Source organism: Streptomyces sp. LN549 (assembly GCF_043203805.1).
Classification (GTDB): Bacteria; Actinomycetota; Actinomycetes; order Streptomycetales; family Streptomycetaceae; genus Streptomyces.
The window spans coordinates 1,257,973-1,270,825 of record NZ_JAZHRI010000002.1 but is presented as its reverse complement, the minus strand read 5'-3'; the positions used below and the strand labels follow the sequence as shown (position 1 = coordinate 1,270,825).

Here is a 12,853-nt window from a genome sequence, read left to right as displayed (position 1 = left end):
AAGCCCCTTCTCACACATCGCGGGACCCCGGGTCCTGCGTGGTGTCCTACTCGCCCGACAGCACCGCCTGCGCGGCAACGCGCGCTTCCTCGGCGGAGTCGGCCGCACGCGCGGCCGACGCGGCACGCTCGCACTGGGCGAGCGTGTACTTCGCCAGAGTGCTGCGTACATAAGGAATGGACGCGGCACCCATCGACAGCGACGTCACACCCAGACCGGTCAGGACACAGGCCAGCAGCGGATCGGAGGCGGCCTCACCACAGACACCACAGCTCTTGCCCTCGGCCTTGGCGGCATCGGCCGACATCGCGACCAGATCCAGCAGGGCGGGCTGCCACGGGTCCTGAAGCCGGGACACCGCACCCACCTGACGGTCGGCAGCGAAGGTGTACTGCGCCAGGTCGTTGGTGCCCAGCGACAGGAACTCCACCTCTTGCAGCACGGAGCGCGCCCGCAGCGCGGCCGACGGGATCTCGACCATCGCGCCGAACTTCGCCTGCAGCCCGGCCGCACGACAGGCGTCGGCGAAGGCCTTGGCATCCGCACGGTCCGCCACCATGGGTGCCATGACCTCGAGGTAGACCGGCAGCCCCTCGGCCGCCTTCGCCAGAGCGGTCAGCTGGGTCTGCAGCACGTCGGGGTGATCCAGCAGACTGCGCAGCCCGCGCACACCCAGCGCCGGGTTCGGCTCGTCGGCCGGAGTCAGGAAGTCCAGGGGCTTGTCCGCCCCGGCATCCAGCACCCGCACCACGACACGGCCCTCGGGGAAGGCCTCCAGCACCGCGCGGTACGCGGCGATCTGCTTCTCCTCGGACGGAGCCTGCTTGCTGTCGTCGAGGAAGAGGAACTCGGTACGGAAGAGCCCCACCCCCTCCGCGCCGGCTGCGACGGCCGCCGGCACATCGCCGGGCCCTCCGACGTTGGCGAGCAGCGGCACCTTGTGTCCGTCGGACGTGGCGCCCGGACCGGTCGACGCCGAGAGCGCTGCCTTGCGCGCGGCGGCGGAGCTCTCCATCTCCGCCCGCTTCTCGGCACTCGGCTCGACGAAGATCTCACCGGTGCTGCCGTCCACGGCGATCACCGTGCCCTCGGCCAGCTCGCCGGCGCCGGGCAGTGCCACGACGGCGGGCACACCGAGCGCCCGCGCCAGAATCGCGCTGTGGCTCGTCGGGCCGCCCTCCTCGGTGACGAAGCCGAGGACCAGCGTCGGGTCGAGCAGCGCCGTGTCGGCCGGCGCCAGGTCGCGTGCGATCAGCACGTACGGCTCGTCGCTGTCCGGCACGCCGGGCATCGGTACGCCGAGCAGGCGGGCCACGATGCGGTTGCGTACGTCGTCGAGGTCGGCGACCCGGCCGGCCAGGTACTCACCGGCGCCGGCGAGCAGCGCGCGGTACGAGGCGAACGCGTCGTACACACCGCGTTCGGCGGTACTGCCGACAGCGATACGCCGGTCCACATCCGCCATGAGCTCAGGGTCCTGGGCCATCATGGCCTGGGCCTCCAGCACGTGCTGTGCCTCGCCCCCGGCCAGGTTGCCGCGCGCGATGAGGTCGGCCGCCACGGCCTCCACAGCCTGCCGGGCCCGCCCCTGCTCGCGCTCGGCCTCCTCGGCCGGAATCTGCTTGGCCGGCGGTTCGAGCACTGCTGTGCCCATGTGCCGTACCTCGCCGATCGCCACACCGTGGCTCACGCCTACGCCTCGCAGCGTTGTCTGCATTGCACCCGTCTCCGGTTGTGCGGTGGCCGAAGCCCCCGCGGTGGATATCCAGTCGGCTGTCACTGCGCCGAACGCGTTACTGCCAGCCGAACAGTGTGTCGCCGACCTTCACGTCGCCGTCCTCGATGAGGTCGGACAGCGAATCGGCAGTCGCCTCCAGCGCAACGACGGGGCATACCGGAGACTTGCCGGCCGCCTCGACCGCAACCGGGTCCCAGCGGACGACGCCCTGGCCGCGCGTGACGGTGTCACCCTTGTTCACCAGCAGCTCGAAGCCCTCGCCGTTGAGCTGGACCGTGTCGATGCCGAGGTGGGTCAGCACCCCGTGGCCCTCGCTGTCCACGACCACGAAGGCGTGCGGGTGAAGGGAGACGACGATTCCGTCGACGGGCGAGACGGCCTCGGACGGCTCACGCACGGGGTCGATGGCGGTGCCGGGGCCCACCATCGCCCCGGAGAAGACCGGGTCGGGTACGGCAGCGAGCCCGATGGCACGTCCGGCAAGAGGGGACGTCACAGTGGTCATGGGGGAGCCTCCCAGAGTGGAGCTTCAATGGCGCCGCCGCGGCTTGTAGGGGGACGGCGTACTGCTCAGCAGCGTAAGTCATAAGAAGTCCCGGTTCCGCCCGAGTCCTGGTGGTTCGAGGACCTAGGGGTGCACCGGAAACGATTTGCCTCGACTCCCGGCAGCCTGTACTGTCGTACTCCTGCCTGGCCCCAACGCGACTTTGAGTCGGGGGTCGGCGGCGACTATCAAGCCCAAACCCTAACCCGATATCGGGCACCCGCATGCTCGCGGGGCGCCGGCCGGGGAGAGCGGAAAGGCCTGATAGGGTCGGACTCGCCGGAAAGGGAAAGCGCGAAAGCGAATTCCTGAAAGGCGAGAAATGCGAGGCCCGCTTCGACCGGGAATCGGACACGAAAGAGTCTGATAGAGTCGGAAACGCAAGACCGAAGGGAAGCGCCCGGAGGAAAGCCCGAGAGGGTGAGTACAAAGGAAGCGTCCGTTCCTTGAGAACTCAACAGCGTGCCAAAAGTCAACGCCAGATATGTTGATACCCCGACCTGCTTCGGCAGGTTCGAGGTTCCTTTGAAAAGTCCTAACAGGTCTCTGGCCTGGTAGGCAATGCACACAGCGAGGATTCAGTGGACGATCGGTCATATTCCGACCTGGTCGTTCCGCTCTCGTGGTGTCTACCCGATTACGGGAAAACATTCACGGAGAGTTTGATCCTGGCTCAGGACGAACGCTGGCGGCGTGCTTAACACATGCAAGTCGAACGATGAAGCCCTTCGGGGTGGATTAGTGGCGAACGGGTGAGTAACACGTGGGCAATCTGCCCTTCACTCTGGGACAAGCCCTGGAAACGGGGTCTAATACCGGATAACACTTTCCCTCTCATGGGGGAAGGTTAAAAGCTCCGGCGGTGAAGGATGAGCCCGCGGCCTATCAGCTAGTTGGTGGGGTAATGGCCTACCAAGGCGACGACGGGTAGCCGGCCTGAGAGGGCGACCGGCCACACTGGGACTGAGACACGGCCCAGACTCCTACGGGAGGCAGCAGTGGGGAATATTGCACAATGGGCGAAAGCCTGATGCAGCGACGCCGCGTGAGGGATGACGGCCTTCGGGTTGTAAACCTCTTTCAGCAGGGAAGAAGCGAAAGTGACGGTACCTGCAGAAGAAGCGCCGGCTAACTACGTGCCAGCAGCCGCGGTAATACGTAGGGCGCAAGCGTTGTCCGGAATTATTGGGCGTAAAGAGCTCGTAGGCGGCTTGTTGCGTCGGTTGTGAAAGCCCGGGGCTTAACCCCGGGTCTGCAGTCGATACGGGCAGGCTAGAGTGTGGTAGGGGAGATCGGAATTCCTGGTGTAGCGGTGAAATGCGCAGATATCAGGAGGAACACCGGTGGCGAAGGCGGATCTCTGGGCCATTACTGACGCTGAGGAGCGAAAGCGTGGGGAGCGAACAGGATTAGATACCCTGGTAGTCCACGCCGTAAACGTTGGGAACTAGGTGTTGGCGACATTCCACGTCGTCGGTGCCGCAGCTAACGCATTAAGTTCCCCGCCTGGGGAGTACGGCCGCAAGGCTAAAACTCAAAGGAATTGACGGGGGCCCGCACAAGCAGCGGAGCATGTGGCTTAATTCGACGCAACGCGAAGAACCTTACCAAGGCTTGACATATACCGGAAAGCATCAGAGATGGTGCCCCCCTTGTGGTCGGTATACAGGTGGTGCATGGCTGTCGTCAGCTCGTGTCGTGAGATGTTGGGTTAAGTCCCGCAACGAGCGCAACCCTTGTTCTGTGTTGCCAGCATGCCCTTCGGGGTGATGGGGACTCACAGGAGACTGCCGGGGTCAACTCGGAGGAAGGTGGGGACGACGTCAAGTCATCATGCCCCTTATGTCTTGGGCTGCACACGTGCTACAATGGCCGGTACAATGAGCTGCGATGCCGCGAGGCGGAGCGAATCTCAAAAGCCGGTCTCAGTTCGGATTGGGGTCTGCAACTCGACCCCATGAAGTCGGAGTTGCTAGTAATCGCAGATCAGCATTGCTGCGGTGAATACGTTCCCGGGCCTTGTACACACCGCCCGTCACGTCACGAAAGTCGGTAACACCCGAAGCCGGTGGCCCAACCCCTTGTGGGAGGGAGCTGTCGAAGGTGGGACTGGCGATTGGGACGAAGTCGTAACAAGGTAGCCGTACCGGAAGGTGCGGCTGGATCACCTCCTTTCTAAGGAGCACTTCTTACCAGGCTTCGGTTTGGTCAGAGGCCAGTACACCGGCGAATGTTCGGTGCTGGTTGCTCATGGGTGGAACGTTGACTATTCGGCACGACAGGTTGTTTTCACTAGTACTGCTTCGGCGTGGAACGTGAGGGTGATCGGTCGGGTCGGGCACGCTGTTGGGTATCTGAAGGTACGGCCGTAAAGGTCGTCCTTCGGTTGCCGGCCCCAGTGAACTCGCCTGTAAGGGTGGGGTGATGGGTGGCTGGTCGTTGTTTGAGAACTGCACAGTGGACGCGAGCATCTGTGGCCAAGTTTTTAAGGGCGCACGGTGGATGCCTTGGCACCAGGAACCGATGAAGGACGTGGGAGGCCACGATAGGCCCCGGGGAGCTGTCAACCAAGCTTTGATCCGGGGGTGTCCGAATGGGGAAACCCGGCAGTCGTCATGGGCTGTCACCCACTGCTGAACACATAGGCAGTGTGGAGGGAACGAGGGGAAGTGAAACATCTCAGTACCCTCAGGAAGAGAAAACAACCGTGATTCCGGGAGTAGTGGCGAGCGAAACTGGATCAGGCCAAACCGTATGCGTGTGATACCCGGCAGGGGTTGCGCATGCGGGGTTGTGGGATCTCTTTTTCACGGTCTGCCGGCTGTGAGACGAGTCAGAAACCGTTGATGTAGGCGAAGGACATGCGAAAGGTCCGGCGTAGAGGGTAAGACCCCCGTAGCTGAAACATCAACGGCTCGTTTAAGAGACACCCAAGTAGCACGGGGCCCGAGAAATCCCGTGTGAATCTGGCGGGACCACCCGTTAAGCCTAAATATTCCCTGGTGACCGATAGCGGATAGTACCGTGAGGGAATGGTGAAAAGTACCGCGGGAGCGGAGTGAAATAGTACCTGAAACCGTGTGCCTACAAGCCGTGGGAGCGTCGCGCATCGAGCTTGCTCGGTGCGTCGTGACTGCGTGCCTTTTGAAGAATGAGCCTGCGAGTTTGCGGTGTGTTGCGAGGTTAACCCGTGTGGGGAAGCCGTAGCGAAAGCGAGTCCGAATAGGGCGATTTAGTAGCGCGCTCAAGACCCGAAGCGGAGTGATCTAGCCATGGGCAGGTTGAAGCGGAGGTAAGACTTCGTGGAGGACCGAACCCACCAGGGTTGAAAACCTGGGGGATGACCTGTGGTTAGGGGTGAAAGGCCAATCAAACTCCGTGATAGCTGGTTCTCCCCGAAATGCATTTAGGTGCAGCGTCGTGTGTTTCTTGCCGGAGGTAGAGCACTGGATAGGCGATGGGCCCTACCGGGTTACTGACCTTAGCCAAACTCCGAATGCCGGTAAGTGAGAGCACGGCAGTGAGACTGTGGGGGATAAGCTCCATGGTCGAGAGGGAAACAGCCCAGAGCATCGACTAAGGCCCCTAAGCGTACGCTAAGTGGGAAAGGATGTGGAGTCGCAGAGACAACCAGGAGGTTGGCTTAGAAGCAGCCACCCTTGAAAGAGTGCGTAATAGCTCACTGGTCAAGTGATTCCGCGCCGACAATGTAGCGGGGCTCAAGCGTACCGCCGAAGTCGTGTCATTCACACATATAGGGCCAACGCCTGTGTGGATGGGTAGGGGAGCGTCGTGTGCCGGGTGAAGCAGCCGCGGAAGCGAGTTGTGGACGGTTCACGAGTGAGAATGCAGGCATGAGTAGCGATACACACGTGAGAAACGTGTGCGCCGATTGACTAAGGGTTCCTGGGTCAAGCTGATCTGCCCAGGGTAAGTCGGGACCTAAGGCGAGGCCGACAGGCGTAGTCGATGGACAACCGGTTGATATTCCGGTACCCGCTTTGAAACGCCCAATACTGAATCAGGCGATGCTAAGTCCGTGAAGCCGGCCCGATCTCTTCGGAGTTGAGGGTAGTGGTGGAGCCGACGAACCAGACTTGTACTAGGTAAGCGATGGGGTGACGCAGGAAGGTAGTCCAGCCCGGGCGGTGGTAGTCCCGGGGTAAGGGTGTAGGCCGTGTGGTAGGTAAATCCGTCACACATTAAGGCTGAGACCTGATGCCGAGCCGATTGTGGTGAAGTGGATGATCCTATGCTGTCAAGAAAAGCCTCTAGCGAGTTTCATGGCGGCCCGTACCCTAAACCGACTCAGGTGGTCAGGTAGAGAATACCGAGGCGTTCGGGTGAACTATGGTTAAGGAACTCGGCAAAATGCCCCCGTAACTTCGGGAGAAGGGGGGCCATCACTGGTGATCCGATTTACTCGGTGAGCTGGGGGTGGCCGCAGAGACCAGCGAGAAGCGACTGTTTACTAAAAACACAGGTCCGTGCGAAGCCGTAAGGCGATGTATACGGACTGACGCCTGCCCGGTGCTGGAACGTTAAGGGGACCGGTTAGCTGACTTTCGGGTCGGCGAAGCTGAGAACTTAAGCGCCAGTAAACGGCGGTGGTAACTATAACCATCCTAAGGTAGCGAAATTCCTTGTCGGGTAAGTTCCGACCTGCACGAATGGCGTAACGACTTCTCGACTGTCTCAACCATAGGCCCGGTGAAATTGCACTACGAGTAAAGATGCTCGTTTCGCGCAGCAGGACGGAAAGACCCCGGGACCTTTACTATAGTTTGATATTGGTGTTCGGTTCGGCTTGTGTAGGATAGGTGGGAGACTTTGAAGCGGCCACGCCAGTGGTTGTGGAGTCGTCGTTGAAATACCACTCTGGTCGTGCTGGATGTCTAACCTGGGTCCGTGATCCGGATCAGGGACAGTGTCTGATGGGTAGTTTAACTGGGGCGGTTGCCTCCTAAAGAGTAACGGAGGCGCCCAAAGGTTCCCTCAGCCTGGTTGGCAATCAGGTGTTGAGTGTAAGTGCACAAGGGAGCTTGACTGTGAGACCGACGGGTCGAGCAGGGACGAAAGTCGGGACTAGTGATCCGGCAGTGGCTTGTGGAAGCGCTGTCGCTCAACGGATAAAAGGTACCCCGGGGATAACAGGCTGATCTTCCCCAAGAGTCCATATCGACGGGATGGTTTGGCACCTCGATGTCGGCTCGTCGCATCCTGGGGCTGGAGTCGGTCCCAAGGGTTGGGCTGTTCGCCCATTAAAGCGGTACGCGAGCTGGGTTTAGAACGTCGTGAGACAGTTCGGTCCCTATCCGCTGTGCGCGTAGGAATATTGAGAAGGGCTGTCCCTAGTACGAGAGGACCGGGACGGACGAACCTCTGGTGTGCCAGTTGTCCTGCCAAGGGCATGGCTGGTTGGCTACGTTCGGAAAGGATAACCGCTGAAAGCATCTAAGCGGGAAGCCTGCTTCGAGATGAGTATTCCCACCCTCTTGAAGGGTTAAGGCTCCCAGTAGACGACTGGGTTGATAGGCCAGATGTGGAAGCCCGGTAACGGGTGGAGCTGACTGGTACTAATAGGCCGAGGGCTTGTCCTCAGTTGCTCGCGTCCACTGTGTTAGTTCTGAAATAACGAACGGCCGTGTTTTGTTCCGGTGTTGGTTAATTTCATAGTGTTTCGGTGGTCATTGCGTTAGGGAAACGCCCGGTTACATTCCGAACCCGGAAGCTAAGCCTTTCAGCGCCGATGGTACTGCAGGGGGGACCCTGTGGGAGAGTAGGACGCCGCCGAACTCCTTTTATGAAAAGCCCCGTGCCCTTGTGGCACGGGGCTTTTCTGCGTTCCCAGGATGTTCCTTGCACCCCTGTGCATCTGCCGGCCATCGCTGAGGGTAGGGTCAGGGGGCATCATCGGCACGTTCATTCACAGGAGGCCCCCGGGTGGAGGTCCAGGAGACTCGCGTTCAGACGGACCGGGTCCTCACCATCCCCAACATCCTCAGCATGGCTCGCCTCGTTGGCGTACCTGTCTTCCTGTGGCTGATTCTCCGACCCGAGTTCGGCGGGCCTCAGAGCGACGGCTGGGCGCTTCTGGTACTGATGTTCAGCGGTGTGAGCGACTACCTCGACGGTAAGCTCGCGCGCCGGTGGAACCAGATCAGCAGCCTCGGACGGCTGCTTGACCCTGCTGCCGACCGTCTCTACATTCTTTCCACGCTTGTCGGCCTGACCTGGCGGGAGATCCTCCCGCTCTGGCTCACCGCCGCGCTCCTCGCCCGTGAACTGATGCTTCTCGTGATGGTGGGAATCCTTCGCCGTCATGGCTATCCGCCGCCTCAGGTGAACTTCCTGGGCAAGGCGGCCACGTTCAACCTGATGTACGCATTTCCCTTGTTGCTGCTCAGTGACGGAAGTGGTTGGCTGGCATCGCTGGCCACTATTTTCGGATGGGCGTTCGCAGGATGGGGTACAACGCTCTACTGGTGGGCAGGGATCCTCTACGTGGTTCAGGTCCGCCGGCTGGTCAAGGCGGATGCAGTAGCCGATTGAGCTCGTTGATGCGGTGCCGCGCAGCGTGGCCGGCCCGCGGCTGATGACACAGATGCTGCCCGGACGGGCGAAGTCGGCTAGACCGTCGTCTCTTCAAGGAGGACGTTCCGACATGAAGGCCGTCGTGATGGCAGGTGGTGAAGGCACTCGCCTTCGCCCCATGACCTCAAGCATGCCCAAGCCGCTCCTGCCCGTAGCCAACCGGCCGATCATGGAGCATGTGCTACGCCTGCTCAAACGGCACGGGCTCAATGAGACGGTCGTGACCGTCCAGTTCCTCGCGTCGCTCGTGAAGAACTACTTCGGAGACGGCGAAGAGCTCGGGATGGAGCTCAGCTATGCAAACGAGGAGAAACCGCTCGGTACAGCGGGCAGTGTGAAGAATGCCGAAGAGGCGTTGAAGGACGACACCTTCCTCGTGATTTCCGGTGATGCGCTCACCGACTTCGACCTCACCGACCTCATCGCCTTCCACAAGGAAAAGGGCGGACTGGTCACGGTCTGTCTCACCCGCGTCCCGAATCCCCTGGAATTCGGGATCACCATCGTGGACGAAGCGGGTCAGGTCGAACGCTTCCTGGAGAAGCCGACCTGGGGCCAGGTCTTCTCGGACACCGTGAACACGGGCATCTATGTCATGGAACCCGAGGTGTTCAACTACGTCGAGGCCGATGTCTCCGTGGACTGGTCCGGTGACGTGTTCCCGCAGCTCATGAAGGAAGGCAAGCCCATCTACGGCTATATCGCCGAGGGCTACTGGGAAGACGTCGGCACGCACGAGAGCTATGTGAAGGCCCAGGCCGACGTGCTGGAACGCAAGGTCGACGTCGAGATCGACGGTTTCGAGATCTCCCCCGGTGTATGGGTGGCCGAGGGTGCGGACGTGCATCCCGACGCGGTGCTGCGGGGGCCGTTGTACATCGGTGACTACGCCAAGGTCGAGGCCGGCGTGGAGATCCGGGAGCACACCGTCATCGGGTCGAACGTCGTCGTGAAGAGCGGCGCTTTTCTTCACAAGGCCGTGGTGCACGACAACGTGTACATCGGGGATCACAGCAACCTGCGCGGCTGCGTGATCGGCAAGAACACCGACATCATGCGCGCTGCGCGGATCGAGGACGGGGCGGTCATCGGCGACGAATGCCTCGTCGGCGAGGAATCGATCATCCAGGGAAATGTTCGCGTCTACCCCTTCAAGACCATCGAGGCCGGCGCGTTCGTCAACACCTCGGTCATCTGGGAGTCGCGCGGGCAGGCGCACCTCTTCGGCGCACGAGGAGTATCGGGGATCCTGAACGTCGAGATCACGCCGGAACTGGCGGTCAGGCTGGCCGGTGCGTATGCGACGACACTGAAGAAGGGCTCCACGGTCACCACCGCACGTGACCACTCCCGTGGTGCCCGGGCACTGAAGCGCGCGGTCATCTCGGCCCTTCAGGCCAGCGCCATCGACGTCCGCGACCTCGAGAACGTTCCCCTGCCCGTGGCCCGCCAGCAGACCGCACGCGGTAGCGCCGGCGGCATCATGATCCGTACCTCGCCGGGTGTTCCCGACTCCGTCGACATCATGTTCTTCGACGAACGGGGAGCGGACCTCTCCCAGGCGCGGCAACGCAAGCTGGACCGGGTCTACGCCCGGCAGGAATACCGCCGTGCCTTCCCTGGCGAGATCGGGGATCTCCACTTCCCGTCCAGCGTCTTCGACTCGTACACGGGATCCCTGCTGCGGAACGTGGACACCGCGGGGATCTCCGACGCCGGGCTCAAGGTGGTGGTCGATGCTTCCAACGGCAGTGCGGGGCTGGTGCTCCCCAGCCTGTTGGGACGGCTCGGTGTGGATGCGCTGACGATCAACCCCGGCCTCGATGAATCCCGGCCGACCGAGTCGGCCGAGACCCGCCGGTCGGGGCTGGTCCGGCTCGGGGAGATCGTCTCCTCGGCGAGGGCGGCGTTCGGCGTCCGGTTCGACCCGGTCGGTGAACGGCTTTCGCTGGTCGACGAGCGAGGCCGGATCGTGGAGGACGACCGGGCCCTGCTGGTCATGCTCGACCTCGTCGCCGCGGAGCGTCGCAGCGGCCGGGTGGCACTGCCCGTGACCACTACCCGCGTAGCCGAGCAGGTGGCCGCGTACCACGGGACCCAGGTCGAGTGGACGACGACGTCGCCCGACGATTTGACGAGGGTGGGACGCGAGGAAGGGACCATTTTCGGCGGGGACGGACGCGGCGGGTTCATCGTTCCCGAGTTCAGCAGCGTCTTCGACGGCTCCGCCGCGTTCGTCCGGCTCATCGGGCTGGTGGCAAGAACGCAGCTCACACTCAGCCAGATCGACGCACGCATCCCGCGTGCGCACGTGCTGCGGCGTGATCTGGCGACCCCGTGGGCCGTCAAGGGCCTGGTGATGCGACGTGTGGTCGAGGCAGCGGGAGACCGCAACGTGGACACGACGGACGGTGTGCGGGTCGTCGAGGCGGACGGGCGGTGGGTGATGGTGCTGCCGGACCGGGCCGAAGCGGTCACGCATCTGTGGGCCGAAGGGCCTGACGATGCCTCGGCCCAGGCGCTCCTGGACGAATGGTCCGCGATCGTCGACAGCGCAGGTCAATGACGTGATCGGATTGCCGGGGCGGGTGAGCGGTGCCGCCCCGGCATCCGGACCCGGCCCGGATTCCGCGGTGCGGCCGGGGGAGTCGCGCGACTGCGTCCCGGACATCGGTGGGGCCATTCGGCGGTAGCCGCTGCGACATGCGACGATGTGCGGCATGTCGCAGCAGCCCCCCGATCGGAGTACCGCCTCGCCGCCCCCGCGTCCCGACGCGTCCATGTCGCTGCTGACCAATGTGATGGACCACAGCCTGGACGACGGATATGCCGAGGCGGCGGCGCGTCGCAAGGCCGACGGGCGTACGGGGATGCCCCGGACCCTCAAGGCGAAGCTCGGCTTCGCGGCGTGTCTGGTGCTGGCAGCGCTTGTCGTGACGCTCGGTGCCGCTCAGGCGCGGGTTGCCGCGCCGGTCCTGGCCAAGGAGCGCGAGGAACTCATCGACCGCATCGACGCGGAGACGTCCACGGCCGACACCCTTGAAGCGAACGTGGAGGAGATCCGCGACGACGTGGGCAGGCGTCAGCGCAAGGCGCTGGAGAAGCATGGTGGTGACCAGGCCGAGCTGGTGGCCCTGCTCTCCGGGGCGACACCTGTGCACGGTCCCGGGGTGAAGCTTGTCGTCGACGATGCGAAGGACACCGACCAGGGTGGTGGCGGACCGCGCGAGAGCAGCGGATTCTCCGACACGGGCCGGGTCCGCGACCGGGACATGCAGCGGGTCGTCAACGGCCTGTGGCAGTCCGGCGCCGAAGCGATCGCCATCAATGGACAGCGTCTGACCGCCCTGTCGGCGATCCGCGCCGCGGGCGACGCCATACTGGTCGACAACAAACCGCTCGTGCCGCCGTACACGGTGCTTGCGGTGGGGGACGGGAAGAAGCTCGGCGCCGAATTCCAGGACAGTGCCGACGGCCAGTACCTGCAGGCGCTGAAGGACACCTTCGACATCCGGACGAGCATCTCCGTCCAGGAGAAGGTGAGCCTCCCGGCGGCCCCGAGCCTGATCGTACGGACAGCAGAGCCTTATAAGGCCGCAGACACCGGCAGTGGTGCGGCAGACACAGGGAAGGGCACATCGTGATCGCCGTACTGGGCCTCGTCGTGGGAGTCGTGGTCGGACTGTTGGTCCGGCCCGAAGTGCCGGCGGTGGTCGAGCCGTACCTCCCGATCGCGGTCGTGGCGGCTCTGGATGCCGTCTTCGGTGGTCTGCGGGCCATGCTCGACGGCATCTTCGTCGACAAGGTCTTCGTGGTCTCGTTCCTCTCGAATGTGGTCGTGGCCGCGCTTATCGTCTTCCTGGGCGACAAGCTGGGCGTCGGAGCGCAGCTCTCCACCGGCGTGGTCGTCGTCCTAGGTATCCGGATCTTCTCCAACGCCGCCGCGATCCGCCGGCACGTCTTCCGGGCCTGACGCC

6 protein-coding genes and 3 rRNA genes are annotated in these 12,853 nt (G+C 63.0%); 7 read left to right on the top strand and 2 right to left on the bottom strand.

What is annotated here, in order from left to right; all coding sequences use genetic code 11:
• Positions 1-46: 46 nt before the first annotated feature.
• On the bottom strand, positions 47-1,717 hold the full coding sequence (gene ptsP / locus SH922_RS05690) for a phosphoenolpyruvate--protein phosphotransferase (RefSeq protein ID WP_393055317.1): 1,671 nt from the start codon (positions 1,715-1,717) through the stop codon (positions 47-49).
• A gap of 76 nt (positions 1,718-1,793) precedes the next feature.
• Entirely contained in the window at positions 1,794-2,243 is a 450-nt protein-coding gene (locus SH922_RS05685) for a PTS glucose transporter subunit IIA (RefSeq protein WP_393055315.1), read from the bottom strand.
• A gap of 689 nt (positions 2,244-2,932) precedes the next feature.
• On the opposite strand from SH922_RS05685, the gene SH922_RS05680 reads away from it, so the two are divergent.
• From SH922_RS05680 to SH922_RS05650, 7 genes are all read left to right on the top strand, one after another.
• Positions 2,933-4,457, top strand: a 16S ribosomal RNA gene (locus tag SH922_RS05680).
• 300 nt (positions 4,458-4,757) lie between these two features.
• Positions 4,758-7,882 (top strand): 23S ribosomal RNA (locus SH922_RS05675).
• Positions 7,883-7,961: 79 nt separating this feature from the next.
• Positions 7,962-8,078: ribosomal RNA gene (gene rrf, locus SH922_RS05670) — 5S ribosomal RNA — on the top strand.
• The 16S, 23S and 5S rRNA genes sit together here, the layout of an rRNA operon.
• A gap of 147 nt (positions 8,079-8,225) precedes the next feature.
• Entirely contained in the window at positions 8,226-8,834 is a 609-nt protein-coding gene (locus SH922_RS05665) for a CDP-alcohol phosphatidyltransferase family protein (RefSeq protein ID WP_393055313.1), read from the top strand.
• A 112-nt stretch (positions 8,835-8,946) separates the two neighbouring features.
• Positions 8,947-11,442, top strand: coding sequence for a mannose-1-phosphate guanyltransferase (locus SH922_RS05660; protein WP_327712143.1), 2,496 nt, complete (start codon positions 8,947-8,949; stop codon positions 11,440-11,442).
• A 154-nt stretch (positions 11,443-11,596) separates the two neighbouring features.
• Positions 11,597-12,520, top strand: a complete 924-nt coding sequence (locus SH922_RS05655; protein ID WP_393055312.1) for a DUF881 domain-containing protein — start codon at positions 11,597-11,599, stop codon at positions 12,518-12,520.
• Complete coding sequence (locus SH922_RS05650; protein ID WP_003970459.1) at positions 12,517-12,849, top strand: small basic family protein; 333 nt, start codon at positions 12,517-12,519, stop codon at positions 12,847-12,849. Before SH922_RS05655 ends, SH922_RS05650 begins: the two co-directional genes overlap by 4 nt.
• Positions 12,850-12,853 lie beyond the last annotated feature (4 nt).

Excerpts from the sequence above, each read along its gene's own strand:
- ptsP (WP_393055317.1), bottom strand. The coding sequence starts at position 1,717 with ATGCAGACAACGCTGCGAGGCGTAGGCGTGAGCCACGGTGTGGCGATC.
- SH922_RS05685 (WP_393055315.1), bottom strand. The coding sequence starts at position 2,243 with ATGACCACTGTGACGTCCCCTCTTGCCGGACGTGCCATCGGGCTCGCT.
- SH922_RS05660 (WP_327712143.1), top strand. The coding sequence starts at position 8,947 with ATGAAGGCCGTCGTGATGGCAGGTGGTGAAGGCACTCGCCTTCGCCCC.
- SH922_RS05655 (WP_393055312.1), top strand. The coding sequence starts at position 11,597 with ATGTCGCAGCAGCCCCCCGATCGGAGTACCGCCTCGCCGCCCCCGCGT.